Annotated in this window: 24 protein-coding genes; 5 read left to right on the top strand and 19 right to left on the bottom strand. The window is 65.5% G+C overall.

Annotated features, from left to right (window positions below; genetic code table 11):
* Positions 1-68: 68 nt before the first annotated feature.
* The 8 genes from ACT535_RS24770 to ACT535_RS24735 form a co-directional block, all read right to left on the bottom strand.
* The gene (locus tag ACT535_RS24770) at positions 69-383 is read right to left on the bottom strand and encodes a HesB/IscA family protein (RefSeq protein WP_024281049.1); all 315 of its coding nucleotides are present in this window, start codon (positions 381-383) and stop codon (positions 69-71) included.
* 11 nt (positions 384-394) lie between these two features.
* Entirely contained in the window at positions 395-619 is a 225-nt protein-coding gene (locus ACT535_RS24765; protein ID WP_011995790.1) for a 4Fe-4S binding protein, read from the bottom strand.
* Between the two features lie 24 nt (positions 620-643).
* Positions 644-2,218: a nitrogenase cofactor biosynthesis protein NifB gene (gene nifB / locus ACT535_RS24760; RefSeq protein ID WP_476326504.1), complete on the bottom strand. Its 1,575-nt coding sequence runs from the start codon at positions 2,216-2,218 to the stop codon at positions 644-646.
* A gap of 356 nt (positions 2,219-2,574) precedes the next feature.
* The gene (locus tag ACT535_RS24755) at positions 2,575-3,441 is read right to left on the bottom strand and encodes an SIR2 family NAD-dependent protein deacylase (RefSeq protein ID WP_476366390.1); all 867 of its coding nucleotides are present in this window, start codon (positions 3,439-3,441) and stop codon (positions 2,575-2,577) included.
* A 6-nt stretch (positions 3,442-3,447) separates the two neighbouring features.
* On the bottom strand, positions 3,448-3,663 hold the full coding sequence (gene nifT / locus ACT535_RS24750) for a putative nitrogen fixation protein NifT (RefSeq protein ID WP_024281053.1): 216 nt from the start codon (positions 3,661-3,663) through the stop codon (positions 3,448-3,450).
* A 151-nt stretch (positions 3,664-3,814) separates the two neighbouring features.
* Positions 3,815-5,014 carry a cysteine desulfurase NifS gene (gene nifS / locus ACT535_RS24745; protein WP_476366403.1) on the bottom strand — a complete coding sequence of 400 codons (1,200 nt, stop codon included), beginning with the start codon at positions 5,012-5,014 and terminating at the stop codon, positions 3,815-3,817.
* Positions 5,015-5,063: 49 nt separating this feature from the next.
* A complete protein-coding gene (locus tag ACT535_RS24740) occupies positions 5,064-5,465 on the bottom strand; it encodes a NifU family protein (protein WP_168457262.1) in 402 nt (133 codons plus the stop codon).
* Positions 5,466-5,527: 62 nt separating this feature from the next.
* Positions 5,528-5,848, bottom strand: coding sequence for a HesB/IscA family protein (locus tag ACT535_RS24735; protein ID WP_024281056.1), 321 nt, complete (start codon positions 5,846-5,848; stop codon positions 5,528-5,530).
* A 517-nt stretch (positions 5,849-6,365) separates the two neighbouring features.
* Between ACT535_RS24735 and ACT535_RS24730 the strand changes: the two genes are divergently transcribed.
* Entirely contained in the window at positions 6,366-6,953 is a 588-nt protein-coding gene (locus ACT535_RS24730) for a hypothetical protein (RefSeq protein WP_168457261.1), read from the top strand.
* Positions 6,954-7,078: 125 nt separating this feature from the next.
* Here ACT535_RS24730 and ACT535_RS24725 read toward each other — a convergent pair whose 3' ends face one another.
* Both ACT535_RS24725 and ACT535_RS24720 read right to left on the bottom strand, forming a co-directional pair.
* Positions 7,079-7,564 (bottom strand): Rieske 2Fe-2S domain-containing protein, encoded by a 486-nt coding sequence (locus tag ACT535_RS24725; protein ID WP_168457260.1) that lies wholly within the window; start codon positions 7,562-7,564, stop codon positions 7,079-7,081.
* A gap of 11 nt (positions 7,565-7,575) precedes the next feature.
* Complete coding sequence (locus tag ACT535_RS24720; protein WP_168457259.1) at positions 7,576-9,204, bottom strand: FAD-dependent oxidoreductase; 1,629 nt, start codon at positions 9,202-9,204, stop codon at positions 7,576-7,578.
* A gap of 385 nt (positions 9,205-9,589) precedes the next feature.
* Between ACT535_RS24720 and ACT535_RS24715 the strand changes: the two genes are divergently transcribed.
* The 4 genes from ACT535_RS24715 to ACT535_RS24700 all read left to right on the top strand — a co-directional run bounded on the left by ACT535_RS24715 (position 9,590) and on the right by ACT535_RS24700 (position 11,646).
* The gene (locus ACT535_RS24715; RefSeq protein WP_168457258.1) at positions 9,590-10,051 is read left to right on the top strand and encodes a hypothetical protein; all 462 of its coding nucleotides are present in this window, start codon (positions 9,590-9,592) and stop codon (positions 10,049-10,051) included.
* Positions 10,052-10,148: 97 nt separating this feature from the next.
* Positions 10,149-11,009: a 3-mercaptopyruvate sulfurtransferase gene (sseA, locus tag ACT535_RS24710; RefSeq protein WP_476366389.1), complete on the top strand. Its 861-nt coding sequence runs from the start codon at positions 10,149-10,151 to the stop codon at positions 11,007-11,009.
* A gap of 13 nt (positions 11,010-11,022) precedes the next feature.
* Positions 11,023-11,277 carry a hypothetical protein gene (locus ACT535_RS24705; RefSeq protein WP_168457256.1) on the top strand — a complete coding sequence of 85 codons (255 nt, stop codon included), beginning with the start codon at positions 11,023-11,025 and terminating at the stop codon, positions 11,275-11,277.
* A 51-nt stretch (positions 11,278-11,328) separates the two neighbouring features.
* Positions 11,329-11,646: a hypothetical protein gene (locus ACT535_RS24700; protein WP_024281063.1), complete on the top strand. Its 318-nt coding sequence runs from the start codon at positions 11,329-11,331 to the stop codon at positions 11,644-11,646.
* 104 nt (positions 11,647-11,750) lie between these two features.
* On the opposite strand, the gene ACT535_RS24695 is transcribed toward ACT535_RS24700, so the two are convergent.
* From ACT535_RS24695 to nifD, 9 genes are all read right to left on the bottom strand, one after another.
* Entirely contained in the window at positions 11,751-12,401 is a 651-nt protein-coding gene (locus ACT535_RS24695) for a nitrogen fixation protein NifQ (RefSeq protein ID WP_476366388.1), read from the bottom strand.
* A 60-nt stretch (positions 12,402-12,461) separates the two neighbouring features.
* Positions 12,462-12,758 carry a ferredoxin III, nif-specific gene (gene fdxB / locus ACT535_RS24690; RefSeq protein WP_476366387.1) on the bottom strand — a complete coding sequence of 99 codons (297 nt, stop codon included), beginning with the start codon at positions 12,756-12,758 and terminating at the stop codon, positions 12,462-12,464.
* 137 nt (positions 12,759-12,895) lie between these two features.
* Positions 12,896-13,096, bottom strand: a complete 201-nt coding sequence (locus ACT535_RS24685; RefSeq protein WP_029555930.1) for a CCE_0567 family metalloprotein — start codon at positions 13,094-13,096, stop codon at positions 12,896-12,898.
* A 19-nt stretch (positions 13,097-13,115) separates the two neighbouring features.
* On the bottom strand, positions 13,116-13,586 hold the full coding sequence (locus ACT535_RS24680; protein ID WP_168457253.1) for a NifX-associated nitrogen fixation protein: 471 nt from the start codon (positions 13,584-13,586) through the stop codon (positions 13,116-13,118).
* Between the two features lie 9 nt (positions 13,587-13,595).
* Positions 13,596-13,991, bottom strand: coding sequence for a nitrogen fixation protein NifX (gene nifX / locus ACT535_RS24675; protein WP_168457252.1), 396 nt, complete (start codon positions 13,989-13,991; stop codon positions 13,596-13,598).
* A 40-nt stretch (positions 13,992-14,031) separates the two neighbouring features.
* A complete protein-coding gene (nifN, locus tag ACT535_RS24670; protein WP_476366386.1) occupies positions 14,032-15,471 on the bottom strand; it encodes a nitrogenase iron-molybdenum cofactor biosynthesis protein NifN in 1,440 nt (479 codons plus the stop codon).
* A gap of 9 nt (positions 15,472-15,480) precedes the next feature.
* Positions 15,481-17,376 carry a nitrogenase iron-molybdenum cofactor biosynthesis protein NifE gene (gene nifE / locus ACT535_RS24665; RefSeq protein ID WP_476366385.1) on the bottom strand — a complete coding sequence of 632 codons (1,896 nt, stop codon included), beginning with the start codon at positions 17,374-17,376 and terminating at the stop codon, positions 15,481-15,483.
* Between the two features lie 148 nt (positions 17,377-17,524).
* Positions 17,525-19,084: a nitrogenase molybdenum-iron protein subunit beta gene (gene nifK, locus ACT535_RS24660; RefSeq protein WP_168457249.1), complete on the bottom strand. Its 1,560-nt coding sequence runs from the start codon at positions 19,082-19,084 to the stop codon at positions 17,525-17,527.
* 98 nt (positions 19,085-19,182) lie between these two features.
* Positions 19,183-20,688: a nitrogenase molybdenum-iron protein alpha chain gene (gene nifD, locus ACT535_RS24655; protein WP_168457248.1), complete on the bottom strand. Its 1,506-nt coding sequence runs from the start codon at positions 20,686-20,688 to the stop codon at positions 19,183-19,185.
* Positions 20,689-20,772 lie beyond the last annotated feature (84 nt).

The raw sequence follows: 20,772 nt of genomic DNA, 5'->3' as shown, positions 1-20,772 counted from the left end.
CGGCCCGGAAGATCCGGGGCAGCAAGGCCGCCCCGGATGATCGTCGGATGACGCTGCCCTTCCCCGCCTCAGTGGGCGTGGGAGGAGCAGGTGGTCGCCTTGGGATCGTTGAAGACGAGCCCGGTCTTGGCGGCCGTGTCGGTGAAGTCGATGGTCACGCCATCGAGCAGCAGGCGGCTTTCCGCCGGCAGGAACAGCTTCACCCCGTCCTTTTCCACCACCACATCGCCGGGCTGCGGTTCGGGCAGCACGGAGATGTCGGCGTTGAGACCGGAGCATCCGCCGGGCGTCACATGCATGCGGAAGCCGGCGGTGGGACCGCCGTCCGCCATGATCATCATGCGCATGAAGCGGGCGGCGGAGCGGGTCATGGTGAAGTTCATCGCGCAGCTCCTCAGGCGGTGGGCTGATAGCGGGGATACGCGTTGTCGATCACGCACGTATCGTCCACCGGGCAGACCGCCGCGCACTGCGGCACGTCGAAGTGGCCGATGCACTCGGTGCACTTCTTCGGATCGATCACGAACGTCCCGTTCTTCTCCGAAATGGCCACGTTGGGACATTCCGGCTCACAGGCCGAGCAGCTCGTGCACTGCGACGCGACGATTTTGAGGGTCATGGCGATGCTCCTTTACTTCGCAGGTCAGGCCGCGTTGATGAGCGCGCCCTGCCGGATCTCGGCGTCGCCGCGGACGGTGTGGACGACCTCGCCGGTCTTCACCTTGTTCAGATATTCCTTGAACCAGGTGATCGCCGACTTCTCGATGAACTCGTGCGCGAAGGTGTCGACGGGCTCGATGCCGGCCTTGATGAGGTCCGCCTTCGGGCAACCGCCGATCTTCGCCACGAACACCGCATGGCAGTCGTTGATGGCGCGGATGATGGTCTCAAGGCTGTCCTCCTCGCCATAGCCGCCCTGGCAGTACAGGTCGACGCGGCGATGGCCGACGAACTTGGCGCCCGCCGTGGAGAGTTCCCACACCTGGAACTCCTTGGCGTGGCCGAAGTGCTCGTTAATCAGGCCCGAGCCCTTGGTGGCGACGGCGGTGAGCAGCTTGATGTCGCTCTGCTCGCCGGCGAGAGCCTCCAGCTCCTCCTGCTTCGCCGCCACCTTGGCGACGCGCTCTTCCTCGACGAGGGCCTGGTAGGCCTTGCGGCTGTCGAGGTCGTAATTGACCTCCATGGCCATGATCTTGTCGGTGGTGAACTCGGCGGAGCGGTCCTCGCCGAGGAGGCCCACGGCGTCGGCGCGGCACTGGCGGCAGTGGCGCATCATGTTCATCTCGCCCTCGCACTCGTCCTGGAGCGCCTTGAGCTCCTGGGCGGTGGGGCCACGCTGGCCGTTGAGGCCGAACACGGTGCCGTGCTCGGGGGAGGAGATGAGCGGCATGATGTTGTGCAGGAACGCGCCACGCGACTTCACGGCGCGGTTCACCTCCACGAGGTGCTTGTCATTGATGCCCGGGATCATCACCGAGTTCACCTTGCACAGGATGCCGCGCTCGGTGAGCATCTCGAGGCCGAGCATCTGCCGGTCAGTGAGGAGCTTGGCCGCCTCATAGCCGGTGTAGCGCTTGTGCTTCCAGAACACCCAGGGATAGATCTTCGCGCCGACCTCGGGGTCCACCATGTTGATGGTGATGGTCACGTGGTCCACGTTGAAGCCGGCGATGGTGTCCACGTGGTCCGGCAGGGCGAGGCCGTTGGTGGACAGGCAGAGCTTGATGTCCGGCGCGGTGCGGGCGATCAGCTCGAAGGTCTTGAAGGTCTTTTCCGGATTGGCGAGCGGGTCGCCGGGGCCGGCGATGCCGAGCACGGTCATCTGCGGAATGGTGGAGGCCACCGCCAGCACCTTCTTCGCGGCCTGCTCGGGCGTCAGCTTCTCCGAGACCACACCGGGGCGGCTCTCGTTGGCGCAGTCATACTTGCGATTGCAGTAGTTGCACTGGATGTTGCACGCCGGGGCAACGGCAACATGCATACGCGCATAGTGGTGGTGGGCTTCTTCACTGTAGCAGGGATGGTTCTTCACCTTCTCCCAGATCTCGGTGGGCAGGTCGCCCTGGCCGGCCGACGAGCCGCAGCTCGCCTTGCCCGAACCACCCGAGGTGCCGCAGCCCTGGTGCTCGGCCTTGGCCTGCATGACCTCGGCCAGCTTCTCGTCCATTCCGACGGCGTTCATGCCAACCGCGTTTTCTTGCTGTGTCGACGCGTGCATCTATCTGCTCCTCGCTTGCAGCAGGATCCCGATAAATCCTTGGCCCTGTGAGGAGCAACAGCCGTGCCAGCGCGGCGACGGAGAAATCGTGTCGATATTTCAATGAATTACAGACCGAAAAACACGCTGTCGGCTTGTCAACATCGAGCCCCGACACGACGGACATGTTGGAAAAGTTACATGCTCCGCAGTCGAATTGTGGCATGGTCCGCCGCGCTTTTGATCGAGATCAATGCGAGGCCGGAAGGGCCTTGCGCCGCAGGCCGCGCGGATAGCCGACCCAGCAAAAGCAAGGGGAGCATGCCCGGCGTCGGACATGCTCCCCTTCGATCTCTCGCCCGCAGGCGCAGTCCGCGTCAGGCCGACATGATGACGTCGAGCGCCTTCGGCAACGGCATGGCGATGGGCGTGATGGCGTGGCCGAGCAGGAAGCGCAGCTCGTTCTTGGTGAGCGTCGCCTCGTCCACGATGGCGAAGTGCGGCGCGCGCGACCGCTTGGCGATCTGCCGTGCGTAGGTGCGCAGCATCTGGTCGTGGAAGCGACAGCCGAGAAACAGGAAGCTGCGCTCGGTGCGGCGGTTCTTCACCACGTCCGGGATGGGGGTCTGGATGTCGATCTCGGTGAGGACCTCGACATAGTCCGCGTCGGAGATCAGCCAGTTTTTCGCCGGGGTCGCGCTGCCGTGCGGCTTGTAGAGCACGGTCTTCCAGCCCTCGGCGGTGGCGCGGTCGCTCTCGGCGCCGGCCGGATCGTAGAAACGATACCAGCGGTCCTCGCCGATGCCGGCGCGGGTGATGCCCTGCGCCTCGCCCCAGTCCGAGCGGCCGGCGAGGGCTGCCCGCATCGAGCCGTCGTACCAGGTGTCCACGATCAGCGCGAGGGGCAGACCCGCGAGGAAGGTGTGGAACGGCAGCGGCGGCACTTCAGGCCCAAACGCTTCCGCCATGAGGGCGGAGACGGTGTTGCGGTGCTTCATGCTCTCGATGTGCTGGGCCGCAGCCCAGCAATTGCCCTTGGCGCGCTTGGGCAGGGCCACCTTGGTGCCGAAGAAGACCGAAAGATCTTCCGGCGTCACCGGGATGGGGGGCGTCCCGAGGGCGAGAAGGCCGGGCCCGAGGTAGGGCACGACCTTGTCGGCGCGCAGCTCCGCCGCCACGTCCTTCAGGACGGCTTCGGCGTCGGCGAGCTTCAGCGTCTCGATATTGGCGACGGAAATGTTCATCTCAGCTCACTCCTCCTCGCCACGCTTCTTTGCGTTGACGGTGATGGGCAGGGTGGTGCCCTCGGCCATCTCGGGCAGGTCGAGCACCCAGCCGTTGGCGATCTTGATCCAGCCACCCCACAGGGACTCGTGCTCGAACTCGACGATCGGCTCCTCCAGGTCCTTCTTGGGGACGTAGATGGACAGGCCGATTTCCGGGGAACGGCGAATCATGACTTTCATTTATTGGCTCCTTGATCGGGCTTTACTCGCCGCTGTGACCCGGCAGGACCGAAGCCCGAACGGGGACGCTGGTGATGCGCGCCGGGCGCGGGGCACCGCACGGAGCACGAAAGTGAGTGGCACCGAGCGTCGGCGCTCGGCATGGCCGCGGTCAGACATGATCGGCGACGGCAGAGGCACCGCCCGTGGCCGCCGTCCAGGCCGGCGACATGGCACGCAGGCGGGCCACGATGTCGGGCAGAACCTCAAGCACGCGGTCCACGTCCTCGCTCGTATTCTCGCGCGAGAGAGACAGGCGGAGCGCACCATGCAGCGCGCTTGCAGGCAGGTTCATGGCCCGCAGAACATGGGAAGGCTCGGTCGAGCCGGAGGTGCAGGCCGAGCCGGTGGAGGCCGCGACGCCGGCCTTGTTGAGATTGTGGAGCACCGCCTCGCCGTCGAGATACTCGAACGCCACATTGGCGGTGTTGGGCAGGCGGTTGTCGCCGTCGCCGTTGAGGAGGGTATGGCTGACCTGCTGCAGGATGCCCTGCTCCAGCCGGTCGCGCAGCGCCTTCACGCGGGTGCGCTCCTCCTCCATGTGGGCGAGGGCGAGCTCGGCGGCAGCGCCAAGGCCGATGATGCCGGGCACGTTCTCCGTGCCGCCGCGCCGCCCGCGCTCCTGATGGCCGCCGCGCACCAGCGGACGGAACTTCACGCCCTTGCGGACATAGAGCGCGCCGATGCCCTTGGGGCCGTGCAGCTTGTGTCCGGAGAGCGATAGCATGTCGATCTCCGTGGACTTGAGATCGATGGCGACCTTGCCCACCGCCTGCACCGCGTCCGTGTGGAACAGCGCTCCCACCCCATGGGCCTGCCGCGCCAGGTCGGCCACCGGAAACAGCGTGCCCGTCTCGTTGTTGGCCCACATGACGGAAACCAGCGCCGTCTTCGGCGACAGCGCCGCGGCGAAGGCATCGAGGTCGAGCCGGCCCTGGCCGTCCACGCCGATGAGGTGGACCTTGATGCCGCGCGTCTTTTCCAGATGGGCGACGAGGGTGAGCACCGCCGGGTGCTCCACCGTGGTGGTGACGATCTCGTCCCGCCCCTCCTGGGTCTCCAGCGCGGAGAGGATGGCAGCGTTGTCGGATTCCGTTCCGCCCGAGGTGTAGATGATCTCGTGGTCGAACTGAGCGCCGAGGAGGCCCTGCAATTGCTTGCGGGCCTTCTTCAGCGCCTCGCCCACGTGCTCGCCGAAGGCGTGGGTGGACGAGGCGTTGCCGAAATGCTCCGAGAAGAACGGCAGCATCGCCGCGACGACGGCGGGGTCGGTGCGCGTCGTCGCGTTGTTGTCGAGATAGACCGGGCGCACGGCACTCACCCCTCGGATCTGCTGCGGCGTCTTGCTGTGTGGGCAGCCGTCAGCGGATGGGAGCCGGCGTCGCCGGGGCGGGAACCGCCGGGGCCGCTGCGGCAGGCTTCGGCGCACCGGGCTTCGGCGCGGCGGACAATGCGGGGCCCGGGCCCTTCAGGCTCACCAGCGGCTTGTTCTGCGCACCGGCGACGGGGATCAGCCGGATCAGTTCACCAAGCCGCTCCACGATCTTGGACTGGATGCCCTCGATGGTCTCGCTCGCCAGCTTGCAGAACACGCAGGCGCCGGTCATCTTCACCATGACCTTGGTTCCGTCGATCTCCACCAGCTCGCAGTCGCCGCCGTCGCGGATGAGGTTGGGGCGGATCTCCTCGATCACCTCGCGGATGATCGCCTCGCGGCGGGCTTCACGGCTGAGCGGGGCGGACGCTTCGGTCTCGGCCAACATCGCAATATCCTCTCTGTGTTCTCTGGTCTGCCGCCCGTCAGAGGACGGCGCGCGGATGGCGGTCAGCCGAAGGATTTGCCGCAGGAGCAGCTGGAGGTGGCGTTCGGGTTCTCGAAGGTGAAGCCGGAGCCCTCCAGGGCCACCACGAAATCGATGGTGGTGCCGGCGAGCAGCTCGTGGCTCTTGTTGTCGACGAAGACGCGAACGCCCTCGCGCTCGACCACGGTGTCGTCGGGCTCGGCGTCGCTGACGAGGCCCATCTTGTACTGGTAGCCGGCGCAGCCGCCGGTCTCGACCATGATGCGCAGGCCGCTGACGGGCTGATCGGCATCATGGATCGCGTCGCGGACCGCATGAAGTGCGCTGTCGGTCAAATTGATCATTGCTCGACCTTCGCTTGAAAGACTGGTCTGGCAGGACATCAGCAATCCTCATGCCAGACAGCAACGAACTGATTTCTTTCGATTTTCAGGATCGAAGCTGTTGCCTTTGCGACGCGTGTCCGGTTTCGGACAAGCGCGCGAGCCGCTGTTGCCGGCCAGATGGGGCGCGGAGAACCCGCGAAGCGCCCGCCCGCCGCGGGGACCGGCCATCGGCCCGCAAGCCCCGCGTTTCCACGCCCTTCCGGGCTTGGCGGGCCCCGCCGGATGCCCTCGGCCGACGTCCGCATGGGGGCTGATTGTCGCGATGACGCGCTTTCGGCGCGGACGGAGGACGAAGCGGCAAAGGGCTTGCATGAAGCGCAGCGCCTGCCCCTGCGCGGGTGGCACGCCGAACACCTTCGGCGAAGGGCGGCACGCCGGCCCCGGATTCTCCTGTCCGGGACGCGCATGCCGGTCGCGCCCGTGTTGAACCCGAGACCCGTCTGAACAGTCGTGTGCTGAACCGGAGACCTTTTTGATGACCGCGATCGAGAACACCCCCCTGGGCCGGCTGGATAAAGAGGGGCGACTCCTGAATGCCGTGCTCAAGCAGCCCACCAAGCCGGGCCGCTTTGATTTCCGTGGCGACATTGCGCTGAAGTTCCAGCAGCAGGTCGCCGACGAAAAGCGCCCACCGGAATACACCATGGAGCAGGTGCTGACCTTCGCCGAGGAAGGCAAGCCCACCATTCCGGTGCTCGCCGGCTATCTGCAGAACTTCGCCTTCCTCTCCGACGTGGTCGACGTGCTCGGCGACGCGCTGGCGCCCGACGGCAAGTATTTCCTGTTCTGCAACAACATCGACCTCTTGGCGAAGTACCGCGTCACGCACAACGGCAAGACGTTTTACGTGCTGCCCTGCGACGAGAGCACCGTGTGGAAGGAGATGACCGACCTCCTCTCCATCGACAAGAACGACATCAAGAAGATGGACACCGGCGGCAAGACCGACGTGGTGCTCGACGCCGCCGCGGCGTGGCATGAGGACTACGAGATCATCACCTATGAGAAGGGCGTCTCCATCATGGAGCCGGTGAAGAACCGCAACGAGAACCGCCCGGTCTGACCCGAGCGCGTCCCCGCACCGCCCGGCGAGGCCGGGTGGCGCGCAGGATGGTCTTCAGCGGCACGTCGCGACACAAGAAAATGGCCGGGCAAGCCCGGCCATTTTTATTGCGACCGTCAGCGCCCTCAGACGCCCCCGCCCTCGTCCGAGCAGGAGGTGATCTCCTCCTCGTCGTCGTCATCGATCTCCTCGGCCAGCGTCACGCCGGTCACGCAGATGTCGTTGTCGAGCACGGTGAGGGCAACAGGGATGAGGCTCTTGCCCTTGCACGGCCCTTCCAGGCACACGCCGGTGCCAAGCTCGAACAGGGCGCCGTGCTTGCCGCACATCAGGCGGATGCCGTTGGGATCGAGGAACTGGTTACGCTCCCAGTCCAGCTGCACCTGGTCGTGCGGGCAGCGGTTGATATAGCCGAACACCTGCCGGCCCCAGCGCACCACCACGATCTTGAACGGCTGCTCGGTGCCGTCCTCCGCCACCTGCATCAGCTCGAAGCCCCGCGCCCGCTGGCTGGGGATGTCGCTCATGGAGCAGATGACGTAGGCGACGGCGGCCGCCTCGTCCGGGAGGGCATCCTGTGGGGCCTCGTTGTCGATGACGGTCGGTTCCATCTGATCCTCGTTCACGATGCACGCGTCAGGACCGGGCCGCTGGCGGCACCGGAGGGAAGGGGGGCGCCGGCCTCGGCCTTCGCCAGCAGGCGCCGGTTGGCGGCGAGGCAGAAGTCGCGCCAGGCGGCGGCGACGTCGCGCAGGATGGTCTGCACATAATCGCGCGAGAGGTGATGCTCGCCGGGGAAGTTGGAAAGCGCACAAGAGGTGCGGTTGAACGCGACAACGTCGTCCAGCAGCGTCTGGATGAAGTCGCGGAACGGCAGCTGCACGTCGCTCATCAGGGCCGAGCGGCCTTTTTCCACCGGCACGTCGGCCATGTCGAAGGGCAGGGTCTCGATGAGATCTGCCGCGCGCTCATAAATGTCCTCGATCGCCCCCAGCATGGCCCGCTGGGTGAGCTGCTCGCGATCCTGGCTGGCGAGCGCACGGTTGAGGCGGATGCGATAGGCCTCGAACGCCACATCGTTCTGGCCGGCCACCCAGTTGGCGAACCGCGCAAGACTGGCGGCATTCACCGGCAGGCCTTCGGGAATGGCGATGCCCGCCTCCTCCGCCCGCTCCCGCGACAGGGCACGGTCGATGCGGCGCGCCGCCTCCAGTGCGCCCTCGAGGTAGCCGGCGCCCTGCGTCGCCGTCTCGGAGCTGCCGAGATGGAGCCGCCCGTCCCACAGGGGACGCCGCAGGAGCGGATTGGAGAAGGCGACGTGCTCGCCCCGCGGCTCCGCCTTGTCGCGGGCCGAACAGGTGAAGGCCTCGCCCGCCCAGTCCTGATAAAGCTGCTCTCCGCCTTCGGCCGCCGAACCGAACACCTGCATCATCTGGCTGTCCATCAGCAGCGACAGGCCATCGGCGAAGGCCTCGCGCAGATCGGGAGGAAAGCTCAGGAAGCCGCCGAGGGCCGCCTTGGCGCCAGTCACGTCGCAGGCGTCGAAGATCTCGCCGACCACCGCCTGCTCATGGGTGACGAAGGCGTTGCCCGACTGGCCGGCGACCCGCCAGAAGGCGGACGGATAGGCCATCACCACCTTGGCCTGCTGCGCCATCCAGGTGGGCGCGGCGCCCATGGCCTCGAAGGTCGCGCTGTCGAGTTCCGGAATGAAGCGCACCGTCTCGGCGACGAGGCGCGGCGGCAGCGCCACCACCACATGGCGCGCCTCGACGATGAAGAAGGCGTCGTCCACCCGGAATGTCAGGACCACGTGGTCGCCCTTGTCCTCCACGCTGTGGAGCACATGGTTGAGGCGAAACTGATCCTCACCGACGCTCTCGGCCAGAACCGAGACCAGGCGCGCCATGCCGCCCGCCACCCGGCGCGCACCGCCGTGAACTTCCTGCGCGAAGCCCTGGGGGGTCTTGTCGGCCTCGGTGAGGTGCAGCACGGTGCCTTCATCGTGCTGGGGAAAGGACGCCAGGCCGAGTTCCGCGACAAAGGCGGCGATCAAGGGCTGGGTGTCGGGCCAGAACCAGGTGGGGCCGAGATCGAACGCCGCACCGTTGCTGGAGGCCACCGCCGACAGGATGCGCCCGCCGAGCCTCGGGCGCGCCTCGAACAGGGTGAAGCTGCGGTCCTGCTTCTTGAACTGCCGCGCCAGCGCGAGCCCGCAGAGCCCGCCGCCGATGATCGCCGTATCCAGCATGGAACAGTCCTCGCAAATCTTGCTGATTGGAGCCCTTGCAAGATTCGCGCACAGTCCCGGAAAATATAGGCGCGCGGGCCATCCGACCGCTCTCAGGAAGCAGGCACGGCCTTCTTCACGCCCCACCCTGTGGGATCGCCCACCTCGGCAGCGTCGGATTTCCCGCGTGGCGCGACGGATTTCCGACATGGCATTCCCCGCCGGCTGCGTCGTCTCCGCCGCCTCCCCTTTCCCGCGTCGGCGGCGAACCCCTGCCAGCACAGAGGTTTCGGGACGCCTGCACGGCGGGCGAAAGGCGTCGCACACCACCCCGTCGGCGGCTGGCACGAAACTTGATCCCCTTGAGGGACAGTTCGTTTGACCGTTTGTGCCCCGGAGATTGGAAATGCTCGTCGCGTCCGAATTCGCGTCGTCCTCGCTCGACGACATCAAGGCAGCCCTCGCGGGCGGCACCCTGACCTTCTATTCCGTCGCCCGCCCGGTGAGCGCCGACCACGCCGTGGACCGGAGCGGCAAGCTCGCCGCCTTCACCTTTGCCACCCCGGCTTTCGGCACGCCTTCCGAGGACGGCTCGGAAGTGCCGAGCTTCGTCGATGCGGCCGTGAAGGCGTCTGAAGTCGGCACTCCCGGCTTCGCCCGCGCGCTGACCGCCGATGGCAAGACCGTCGCCGACTTCTCCGTCGGCCCCGGCGCACGCGAGATCAAGCTGGCGGAAGTGTCCTGCTCGCCCGGCGCCCCGGTGAAGGTCGTCAAGTTCACCGTCAATCCCGAGGGCGGCTGGCCCGAGCGCCCCGACTATTACGACGCCCATCCGCGTCCGGGCTACAGCCTGCCCAAGGTGCGCTGAGCCATCTGACTGCGTCCCGGGGCGCCGCGCCCCGGGATGCGCCCCGAAGTGACGACCGCCTGCCCATCGTCCCGCAGCCACAGGAGAGCCTTGCGTCATGTCCACCGTTCTTCCCGGACCGCTGGTGAGCACACAATGGCTGGCGGACCATCTGTCGGCCCCGGACGTGAAGATTCTGGACTGCACCTGGCTGCATGAAAGCTCCAACATGGACGGGCGCACCCAGTATCGCGGGCGCCATCTGCCGGGCTCGGTGCATTTCGACATCGACGCCGTGGCAGACAAGACCAATCCCCTCCCCCACATGCTGCCGCGGGCCGCGGAGTTCGCCAAGAAGGTGGGCCTGCTGGGCATCGGCGACGGCGACAAGGTGATCGTCTACGACCGCATGTGCGGCGGGGCGGCGGCCGCGCGCGTGTGGTGGATGTTCCGCACCTTCGGCTATCAGGACGTCGCCATGCTCGACGGCGGCTACGGCAAATGGGTGAAGGAGAAGCTCCCGTCCGACATGTCGCCGGTACGGCCCGAGCCGAAAACCTTCACCGCCGTTCTCAATACCGCGCTTGTGCGCTCCCTCGACCAGATGCTGGCCAATGTCGTGTCAGGCACAGAGCAGGTAATCGATGCGCGCGGTCCCGCGAAATTCGCTGGCAGCCAGGACGACGTCTTCCCGGTGAAGAAGAAGGGTCACATCCCCGGAGCCATCAACCTGCCCTGGGGCGACCTGATCGTCGAGGAGAGCGGCGAGCTGGTTCAGCCCGACGCCATCAAGGCGCGCCTGGCCGCTGCCGGCGTCGACCTCTCCAAGCCGATCGTCGTCTCCTGCGCCTCCGGCACCATCGCCTGCGTGGTCATGCTCGCCCTCTACCTCATCGGCAAGACGGACGTCGCGCTCTACGACGGCTCCTGGGCCGAATGGGGCCTGAAGGACGAGACGCCCATCGCGGCGGCAGCCTGAGCGGGAGAGCGCCATGGCGACCGACGACCTCACGCTCCTCGGCGACGGCGACGAATTCACGCTGCACGGCGCCGGCGACCAGACCCATTTCGTCCTGCGCTTCAAGCCGGACGGCATGGTTGCGGACATTTCCGGAGAGGACGCGGAACGGTTCCGCGGCGACTATGAAACGGTCCGGGCCCAGTATCCGGGCTGGAGTTCGGACCAGGTCCTGGCCCAGCTCTGGGATCAGGGCGGCTACAGCTGGCTCGCATCGCCGGAAGGCTGAGGGCAAGGCCGCGCGCGGATGAAATTCGGCGAAAGCCAACGGGAGACCAACATGGCGACCACGCTCATCAAGACCACTTCCGACGGCCGCAAGCTCGAGGTCTCCGGCCTCGCGATCCTGTTCGACGGCCAACTCGAAGCCTTCGACCTCACCGAGGTGAAGATGCATCCCAACCGCCGCAAGATCTGGGAGGTCCACCCCGAGGCCACCCACATCGCCGGCCGGGTGACGCTCACCAAGGAAGAGGCGGAAGCGGTGGAAGCCGCGTTCAAGAAGGCCGAGGCCGAGATCCTCGCGAGCCCGGCCGCGATCAACGAGCGCTTCCGCATCGCCATGATGTGGCGGGCACGCAGCGAAGGCATCGAGTGAGGGGCCGACGCTCGATAGCGATCCGGATGAGGTGAAGACGACAAGAGCCCCGGCATGCCGGGGCTCTTGTCGTTTCCTGGTATCAGCGAGGTGTCTGGAACCGCCTATTCCGCGGCCTCCGGAAGGGCGATCGGATCGTTGGCGTTGGCAGCTGCCCGGGCATTGCGGGCGAGGCGGGATTCGCCATCTTCGGCGCCGAAGCAGATTTGGAATTCATCGCAGTCCGAGCACACCGGGGCTGCGCACAGGGTGAAGCCTTCCGATCCGCAGACCATGCGGTAAAGGAACTTCTTCCACTTCATGTCCTGACTGTTCTTGCGGGCGAGGGGCGCGAAGCGGCGGGTCATCAACTCGCGCAGCTCGGCGCGGCTCCTCAGCCCCAGATCCTGCCACAGGTGGTGGGGGGATTGGCAACGCCGCGCGATCATCGCGATGAAGTGCGTCTGCAGCCGGCCGGCATCGGAAGAATAGATGCCGAGGATGTCGCGCACCGACTGCTCTTCAGGCGTCACCTCGATCGCCCGCGGATCGACCTGCGCGGCCAGCACCGCGGCTGAGGCCGGAAACAGGATGGCCGCGAGATCAAGGAAGGCCGCGCGGTCGAGGCCCACGGCCTCGAGCCTGTCCCTGCCCTCCTCCTCCGCCTCGGCGAAGGCGAGGCCGATGACGGAGGCGGCCACGTGGACGTCGAACGCATCCGCAGCCGAAGAGGACGACGAGGCAATCAACCAGTCATAGACCTCTTCGGCGCGCATGGCGGCACTCCTTGAAGGGCACGCGCGGGCCGAAAAGGTCCGCACTCCGGCGCATCCGCCTCAGGCGGCGGCCTTCTCCAGGCCGTGGATCTGGCAATTGGCCGGGCAGACACGGGCGCACGCACCGCAACCGATGCAGGCGCCGATATCGTTCATGACCATCACCTTCTTCTCGACCTCATCGTCTTCGTCGTCATCGAGCGAGACCACCTCGCCATCCTCGTTGATGCCCTTGAGGGTCATCACGTCGCGGCCGCAGACCTTGTAGCAGCGGCCGCAGCCGATGCACTTGTCCTTGTCGATGTCGAGCAGGTAGTCCGGCTGCCAGGCTCGACCATCCCTGGTTTCGTTAGACATCTGAAAATCGCCTTTCAAAAATGCCAGAGCGCGATCCGCGCGGATCAAATCGATCCGCTCGGTGAATCGCCCTCCAAATTAAAGAAAGAGAACGCGTGATCCGATCAGATTGCCATGCAACCTGATCGGCGCGTACTCTAGGCGGCCTCGAGTCCCTTCAAGTCCGCGCGCTTCTTCTCAAGTTCGGCGAAGGCGTCGTGCGCCTTCTTGGCGACAACCATGATCTGCTCCCAGTTGATCGGGAGTTCTTCGGACAGGTCGTGGAGGTCCATTTTGGACTGCGTCGCCTTGGCGGACAGCTTCTTGATCTCGGCCTTGAGTTCGTCCACGTCGCTCATGGGTACACCCTGGATCTGGTCAGTATTTCGCCACTTCGGGGAACTTGTTGATCATGTCCACGCCCTGCTGGACGAACTTCGTGCCCTCTTCGGCGAGCTTGCCGAGATTGTCGAAGCCGAAGCGGTGGACGTCGCGCAGCTGTTTGTTGACGACGATCAGCCGGCCGCCGATGAGCACCATGCGGCCGAAGCCTTCGTGGCTCATCTTGAGCATGGGCGAGATCATCACCCGCGTCTCCTTCTCGATCATCAGGCAGATCGCGTTGAAGAACAGCTCCAGCCGCCAGATGGTCTCGGGATCGGGATCGCCGATGAGAGGGAGCGCACGGCGCGCCTCCTTGTCGACAATATAGGGCTCGATCAGGTCGAGATCGGCCTTGCCTTCCCACGCGCCGTGGGTGTCCTGGGCGCGCCAGACCTTGATGAGTTCCTTGATGAACGGGGAGTCAGCGGCCTGCGACGGCTCGATGACTTGCGCTGCTTCGGCCATGACTATCCCTCACTCGTCGAAATCGAACTTGCGCTCCTGGCCCTTCGACATGACCTTGCGCAGCCACGGGGGCGGATTGCCCTGAAGAACCACCTCCAGCTTGCCGATGAGATCTGTGATCTCCTCGGGCTGGTTGACCTTCATGGGGTGAATGTTGTTGGCGACCACGCGGGCGGCACCGGAGCCGCCGATGGCGGCCACGTAGAGGATAGCGCAGTCCTTGATCGCATCGATCTTCGGCGCCAGCTTGTCCTCGTTGCCGTCTTCCTTCAGGTCGCCGTCGAACTCGATGGCCTCGACGAAGTGGTGGCCTTCCGGGCCCACTTCATAGATGGCGATGTTCTTCGCCCAGCCGAAATGGGCATCGACCCTTTTGAGATCCTGGGTTGCGAATGCGACTTTCATGGAAGGCTCGCCTCTCTCGCGGTCTCGGTCCTTGCGGACTTCAGTGGTGGGCGGTGCTGGGTGTGGGTCCAAGATCGGGCGCGCCGGCGGGGGTGGCTGCATGGGGCGCACCATGGCCGTGGCCATCGCCGTCCCACGGGTTCTTCCACGTATCGGGCGTCGCGTCGTGATTCTGCTCGTGGTCGGCGATGCACATGTTGGCCAGCGTGAACATGAGGTCGCGCGTGCCGCGATAGCCCACCGTCATCTTGTGGCCGGAGCCGATGCGGTCGAACATGGGAATGCCGATGCGATAGAAGGGGATGTTGAGCCGGTCCGCCGCCTGGCGGCCGTGGGAATGGGTCAGCAGCAGGTCGCAGCCGCGCTCCTTCGCCAGCGTCTCCAGATCCTCGAGATCGCCCAGCAGCACCTCGTCGCACGGCAGCTTCTCGAACACCGGCGATTGGGTCGTGGTGACGGCGGCGGTGATGTGGGTGCCCATCTCGTGCAGAGCGGAGGCGACATCGAACAGAAGATCCGGCTCGGCGCCCATGGCGAGCTTGCGGCCGCCGAGATGGAAATGCGCATCCAGCATAGCATCCACCAGCTGGCCCCGCTGGCGGCGATAGCGGCGCGGCACCTCGCGGCCCGAGATCTCGCTCAGGAACATGAAGAATTCGTCGTTCGGCCCAAGCCCGCAGAGACGCTCGAACAGCCGATAGGGCGTGCCCGTCTTCTTCTGCATCGCCTCGGCCGCCGCCTTCATCTGCGTGCCGATGGCGATGGTCCAGGCCGCCTCGCCCATGGTTGCGATCTCGTCCACACCGATGCCACCGATGGTGGTGGGCGTGAAGTCGTCCGGGATGTGGCCGTCGAGCGAGCCGGCGAGGTCCGGCAGGAAGGAGGGCTGAAGACCGAAATCCTCCAGGATGCAGCGCAGCTCATCAAGATCGCCGGGCTGCAGGTGGCATCCGGGCAGCACGTTGATGCGCTTCGGATTTTTGGGCGCATCCGGCTCCGGCTTCTTCACCAGCACCTCGACGATCTTGGCGACCGTCTTTTCCCAGCCGTCTTGGAAGGCGTCCTTGAAATCCGGCGTGGACACATAGACCATCGGGAAGTCGGCAAGCTGCGGATACTTGTCCCGCACCATCTTGATGTAACCGTCCACGTCGTCGCCCTTGGTCTCGGTGACGCCGGTGGAGCAGATGCCGATGATCTCGGGCTTGGTGCGGTTGTAGATATTGAGAATGGCCTGCTCGACATTGTCGTAGCCGCCCAGAACCGTGGCGACCTCGCTCATGGCCGTGGTCTGGAGCGGGATCGCCTCCTTGAAGTGCCGCACGAACAGCACGAGGCCGAACGAGGTGCAACCCTGCGAGCCGTGGAGCAGCGGCATAGCACCCCGGAGCCCCATGAAGGCGAGCGCGCCGCCGATGGGCTGGCTCATCTTCAGCGGATTGACCGCGCAGCTCTTCTTGCCCTGGACGAACTTGGCCATCGCGCCCTCCTACTCGGCGGCCACGAGGGCGGCCGGCGTGCCGAGCGGGGCGACGAGTTCGTCCAGCATGTCCTCGATGCGCTCGCCGCACTTCCCGCAGCCGGAGCCGGCCTCGGTGCGGGCCGTCACCTGGGCGAGGTTCGCGGCGCCGGCGGCGACCGCATCCTCGATGGCGCCGACGGTGACGCTCTTGCAGTTGCAGACCTTCTTGGCGCGGCGGGCGGCCTCCGCGAGCACCGGATCAGCCGGCACCGGCTCCGCCACGCCGAGCGCCTCGAAGATGTCCTCGATGCGGCCCGAGCAGGCGCCGCAGCCGCCGGAGGCGTTGGTGTGGGTCTTCACGCCCTCGACCGTGGTGAGGGCGTGGGCCTTGATGGCGTCCTCGATGGTGCCGAGGTCCACGCTCTTGCAATTGCAGATCTTCTTGGCGCGGCGCGCCTTCTCGGCAGCAACCGGATCGGCGGCGAGGGCGGCGGCCTCGGCCTCCATCTGGGCGATGGCGCGGTTCTGCCAATTGTTGGCCGGATTGTCCCACGGGGCGGGCTTGCGCACCTGCTCCCAGATGGGGTTGTAGAGCGCCTTGTCGATCTCCTCGACGAGCTTCACCATGCCGACGTAGCCCATATAGGCGTGGTGGCGCTCCTGGTTGATGTCGAGCCAGGGCATGGCGGCCTTGAGCGCGATGAACTGCGAGCGGCCGCCCGAAAGCATGATGTCGGCCTTCGCGTCCTTCAGCATCTTGTACATTTCGCGGGGCGTCATGTCGTCGATCATGTGGGCGTCCTGCCCCATGAGCTCCTTGATGCGCTCCTTGTCCTCCTTGGTGGACTTCTTGACCGAGGTGCCGACCAGCTCGAGGCCGGCCTCCTGCAGCGCCGCGACCACCGACCAGGACTTCACGCCGCCGGTGATGAGCAGGACCTTCTTGCCCTTGAAGCGGTCCTTGAACTTGGCGATCGCCGCCCAGGCCTTCGCCTCCTCGCGCTCGATCAGCGCCTCGGTGCGGTCCATGAGCTCGGCATCGGCGCCGCGCTCGATGAGCATGCGGGCGATCTCGCGCAGCGAATCCGAGGAGTCCTGGATGCCGTAGAAGGAGCCCTCGAAGAAGGGAATGTCGTAGCGCTCCTCCATCTTGCGGGCCACGTTGATCATGGCCTTGGAGCACACCATCATCGCCGCCTTGGCGCGGTGGGAGGAGGCGACATCCTTGTAGCGGCCGTCGCCGGAGATGCAGGCGAGGATGCGGATGCCCAGCTCGTCGAGCAACGGCTTCACCTGCCACAGCTCGCCGGAGAGATTGTATTCGCCGATGATGTTGATGTCGTACGGCGTCGTGTACTCCGGCTCCTCGGTGCCGATGACATGGTCGAGGATGGCCTCGCCCGCCAGCTTGTTACCGAGGTTCTTCGGGCCCACGAAGCCGGGCGAATTGATCGGGATCACCGGCTTCCCGAACTTTTCCTTCGCCGCCTTGCAGACCGCGTCGATGTCGTCGCCGATCATGGCGGGCACGCAGGTCTGGTAGACGAAGACGGCCGGCGGGTCGTACTTCTCGATGATTTCCTTGATGGACTTGAACAGGCGCTTCTCGCCGCCGAACACCACGTCCGTCTCATTGATGTCGGTCGTGAAGCCGGTACGCCAGATCTGGGAGCCGGAAGAGCGCGCGCCGCGGTTGTCCCAGCTGTTGCCCTCGCAGGCAATGGGGCCATGCACCAGGTGCGCGACATCGGTCAGCGGCTGAAGGGCGATCTTGGCGCCATCGAAGGCGCAGCCGCCGGCGGCGCCGCCAGGCTGAAGCTGCTTCGTGCACCCCTTCTTCTTTTCCGCCTCCGATTTGTTCTGGTTCTTCGCGCAGCCGGGCTCGTTGAACACTTGCTGGATCGTGGCGGAAACCGAGCTCATGGATCTCTCCTTCGGCGGACGGGCTGTGCAAAGATCGCGGGCGCGAACATCACATGGGAGCGGGCATCAACTGGGGGCGGACTTCACTCTCCCTGTCGGGCCGGCCCGGGCGGGGCCCCGGGCCGGATCGATCACTTCACCTATGCGATCAACGGATGATGTCGAACGAATAGTCGGTCTTCGCGGGCACGATCGTGTTCTGATCGATGGTGTCGAAGATCTTGTCGAGGATGGTGATCAGGACGTTCATGCCGCCCTGATAGCCCCACACCGGACGGCGGTGGTGGTGGTGACGGTCGAACACCGGGAAGCCGATGCGGATCAGCGGGGTGCCCGTGTCGCGCTCGAGATACTTGCCGTAGGTGTTGCCGATCAGGAAGTCCACCGGCTCGGTGAAGAGCAGGGAGCGCATGTGCCAGAGGTCGCGGCCGGGATAGACGTTGCAGTTCTGGCCGAACGGCGAGCTATCGAACAGCCGCTGAACCTTGTCCGCCCACTTCTGGTTGCCGTTGGTGGCAAGGACGTGGGTGGGCTCGGCGCCGAGCTCCAGCAGGAAGCCGGCGAGGCCCAGGCAGAGGTCGGGATCGCCGTAGATGGCGAACTTCTTGCCGTGGATATGGGCGTTCGAGTCGGCGATGGCGTCGACCAGGCGGCCGCGCTCCTTGGCGAGCTCCTCGGGGATTTCCTTGCCGGAGATCCGCGAGATCGCCATGAGGAACTCGTCGGTGCCCTTCACGCCAACCGGGTGGTTGAAGGCGACGACTTCCTGGCCGTGGTTGCCGATGAACGGCAGGGTCTTCTCGGTGCAGTATTCCTGCATGGAGATGGTGGCCTTGGCGTGGACGGCGTTGGCCGCCTCCTCCAGGGTGGTGCCGCCGTCGTACATGCGGAACTCGCCGTCGGTCGGCGTGTCGAAGACTTCCGAATTGTCGCCGAGGATGGTGTAGTCCACGCCCATCAGGCCGAAGATGCGCTTGACTTCACGCAGGTTGCCGACGGTGTAGCCGTCGAAGCCGCCGATGAAGTTGATCTTCTCGTTCGGCGCGCGCTCCAGCTTGGGGGCGGTGCCGGCCTTGCCGTCCCAGAAGTGCTCCAGCACGCCCTTGATGGCATTGTCGTAGCCGGTGACATGGCTGCCGACGAAGGCCGGGGTGTGGGCGAAGGGGACGTCGTACTCCTGCGGAACCGAGCCCTTTTCCTTCGCCGTCTTGATGAAGGCGTTGAGGTCATCGCCGATCACTTCCGCCATGCAGGTGGTGGAGACGGCGATCATCTTGGGCTTGTACATGCTGTAGGTGTTGGCGAGGCCGTCAATCATGTTGTTGAGGCCGCCGAACACCGCCGCGTCTTCCGTCATGGAAGAGGACACGCAGGAGCTGGGCTCCTTGAAGTGACGGGACAGGTGCGAGCGGTAGTAGGCGACGCAGCCCTGGGAGCCGTGCACGAACGGGATCGTGTGCTCGAAGCCGACCGCCACGAACACCGCGCCGAGCGGCTGGCAGGCCTTGGCCGGGTTCACCGTCAGGGCCTCGCGGGCGAAGTTCTTTTCCTTGTACTCGGGAGTCTTGGCCCACTCGCGAATGCGCTCGACTTCGGCGGGATCGCGGGGGTTCTCGAACATCTTCTTCTTGTTGGCCAGCATCTGCTGGTACTCGGGACCGCGGAACAGCTCGAAGTGATCGAGCACGTTATCTGCATTCTGTGGCATCTCGAACCCCTAATATGTGGGTCAAATATGGGAGCCCGTCCCGGGTGCCCCTCCCCGCGAAGGGAGGGGCGTCTGGTTCAGGCGCTCGAAAACCCGCCTCACTCGGCGGCGAGCAGCCCAGCCTGGCCGGGAGCCTGCTTCCACGGAGCCTTGGTCATCTTCCAGACGGGGGAATTGATGGCCATGTCCATGTCGCGGGCGAAGATGGCGAAGCCATCGTAGCCGTGGTACGGGCCCGAGTAGTCCCAGGAGTGCATCTGGCGGAACGGCACGCCCATCTTCTGGAAGACGTACTTTTCCTTGATGCCCGAGCCGACCAGGTCCGGCTGGACCTTCTCGACGAACTTCTCGAACTCGTAGCCGGTCACGTCGTCATAGATGAGCGTGCCATCCTTGACGTAGTGCTGGGCGGTGCGCTGATAGTCGTCGTTGTGGGCGAACTCGTAACCCGTGCCCACCACTTCCATGCCGAGATCTTCGTAGGCGCCGATCACGTGACGGGGACGCAGGCCGCCCACGTACAGCATGACGGTCTTGCCCTCGAGGCGCGGACGATACTTGGCGATCACCGCGTCCATGAGGGGCGCATACTTGGCGATGACGCGCTCGGCGCCTTCCTTGATCTTGTCGTCGAAGTATGCGGCGATCTTGCGCAGCGACTCCGCGATCTTGGAGGGGCCGAAGAAGTTGTACTCGCACCACGGAATCCCGAACTTCTCTTCCATGTGGCGGGAGATGTAGTTCATGGAACGGTAGCAGTGCAGCACGTTCAGCTTCGCCCGGGGGGTGTTCTCGAGCTCGGCGAGCGAACCGTCGCCCGACCACTGGGCGATCACGCGCAGGCCCATCTCCTCAAGGAGGATACGGGAGGACCAGGCATCGCCACCGATGTTGTAGTCGCCGATGATGGCAACGTCATAGGGCGACGGCTCGAACGGGGGAGCCTTGTTCGGGTCCAGCTTGTCGAACACCCAGTCACGCACCGCGTCGTTGGCGATGTGGTGGCCGAGGGACTGCGACACGCCGCGGAAACCTTCGCAGCGGACGGGAACGATGGTCTTGCCGTCGTATTCCTTGGACTTCGACTTGGACACGGCCTCGATGTCGTCGCCGATGAGACCGATGGGGCACTCGGACTGGACGGTGATGCCGTTGTTGAGCGGGAACAGTTCCTGGATTTCGTCCATGATCTTGGCGAGCTTCTTGTCGCCGCCGAAGACGATGTCCTTTTCCTGGAAGTCCGAGGTGAACTGCATCGTCACGAAGGTGTCGATGCCGGTCGTGCCGATGTAGTAGTTGCGGCGGGCGGCCCAGCTGTACTGGCCGCAGCCCACCGGGCCGTGGGAGATGTGGATCATGTCCTTGATGGGACCCCACACCACGCCCTTGGAGCCAGCGTACGCGCAGCCGCGGATCGTCATCACGCCCGGGATGGACTTGATGTTCGACTTCACGCCGCAGTCGGACTTGCCGGACTCGTGGACGTTGAGGTGCTTCGCGCGGCGCTTCGCGGTCTTCTCGGGATAAACCTTGAGGACTTCCGCGACGAGTTCCTTGTTCCGCGCCTTGATTTCAGCAACGCTTTGCGGTTGGGCCAAGCTCATTTCGCAATCTCGCTCTCGTTGGGTTGCCGTTTGGCAGGCCGGCCCCGCAATTGAGGCCGGCCTCGGGTCATGCGACGCGGAGCG

The sequence above is a fragment of the Xanthobacter sp. DMC12 genome, assembly GCF_056314105.1.
The sequence above is the reverse complement of the archived record's forward strand: the minus strand, read 5'-3'. Positions and strand labels throughout refer to the sequence as shown.

Coding starts and splice junctions, on each gene's coding strand:
- ACT535_RS24685 (WP_029555930.1), bottom strand. CDS start 13,096: ATGAGCGACGTGGACGAACTCAAGGCCGAGATCAAGAAGCTGTCCGCC.
- nifX (WP_168457252.1), bottom strand. CDS start 13,991: ATGAAAGTCGCATTCGCAACCCAGGATCTCAAAAGGGTCGATGCCCAT.
- nifD (WP_168457248.1), bottom strand. CDS start 20,688: ATGAGCTTGGCCCAACCGCAAAGCGTTGCTGAAATCAAGGCGCGGAAC.
- nifN (WP_476366386.1), bottom strand. CDS start 15,471: ATGGCCAAGTTCGTCCAGGGCAAGAAGAGCTGCGCGGTCAATCCGCTG.
- ACT535_RS24715 (WP_168457258.1), top strand. CDS start 9,590: ATGCTCGTCGCGTCCGAATTCGCGTCGTCCTCGCTCGACGACATCAAG.
- nifB (WP_476326504.1), bottom strand. CDS start 2,218: ATGCACGCGTCGACACAGCAAGAAAACGCGGTTGGCATGAACGCCGTC.
- ACT535_RS24735 (WP_024281056.1), bottom strand. CDS start 5,848: ATGATCAATTTGACCGACAGCGCACTTCATGCGGTCCGCGACGCGATC.
- ACT535_RS24695 (WP_476366388.1), bottom strand. CDS start 12,401: ATGCGCGCCGAAGAGGTCTATGACTGGTTGATTGCCTCGTCGTCCTCT.
- ACT535_RS24740 (WP_168457262.1), bottom strand. CDS start 5,465: ATGTTGGCCGAGACCGAAGCGTCCGCCCCGCTCAGCCGTGAAGCCCGC.
- nifE (WP_476366385.1), bottom strand. CDS start 17,376: ATGAGCTCGGTTTCCGCCACGATCCAGCAAGTGTTCAACGAGCCCGGC.
- ACT535_RS24770 (WP_024281049.1), bottom strand. CDS start 383: ATGAACTTCACCATGACCCGCTCCGCCGCCCGCTTCATGCGCATGATG.
- ACT535_RS24755 (WP_476366390.1), bottom strand. CDS start 3,441: ATGAACATTTCCGTCGCCAATATCGAGACGCTGAAGCTCGCCGACGCC.
- fdxB (WP_476366387.1), bottom strand. CDS start 12,758: ATGTCTAACGAAACCAGGGATGGTCGAGCCTGGCAGCCGGACTACCTG.
- ACT535_RS24700 (WP_024281063.1), top strand. CDS start 11,329: ATGGCGACCACGCTCATCAAGACCACTTCCGACGGCCGCAAGCTCGAG.
- ACT535_RS24720 (WP_168457259.1), bottom strand. CDS start 9,204: ATGCTGGATACGGCGATCATCGGCGGCGGGCTCTGCGGGCTCGCGCTG.
- ACT535_RS24730 (WP_168457261.1), top strand. CDS start 6,366: ATGACCGCGATCGAGAACACCCCCCTGGGCCGGCTGGATAAAGAGGGG.
- ACT535_RS24705 (WP_168457256.1), top strand. CDS start 11,023: ATGGCGACCGACGACCTCACGCTCCTCGGCGACGGCGACGAATTCACG.
- sseA (WP_476366389.1), top strand. CDS start 10,149: ATGTCCACCGTTCTTCCCGGACCGCTGGTGAGCACACAATGGCTGGCG.
- ACT535_RS24680 (WP_168457253.1), bottom strand. CDS start 13,586: ATGGCCGAAGCAGCGCAAGTCATCGAGCCGTCGCAGGCCGCTGACTCC.
- nifT (WP_024281053.1), bottom strand. CDS start 3,663: ATGAAAGTCATGATTCGCCGTTCCCCGGAAATCGGCCTGTCCATCTAC.
- ACT535_RS24725 (WP_168457260.1), bottom strand. CDS start 7,564: ATGGAACCGACCGTCATCGACAACGAGGCCCCACAGGATGCCCTCCCG.
- ACT535_RS24765 (WP_011995790.1), bottom strand. CDS start 619: ATGACCCTCAAAATCGTCGCGTCGCAGTGCACGAGCTGCTCGGCCTGT.
- nifK (WP_168457249.1), bottom strand. CDS start 19,084: ATGCCACAGAATGCAGATAACGTGCTCGATCACTTCGAGCTGTTCCGC.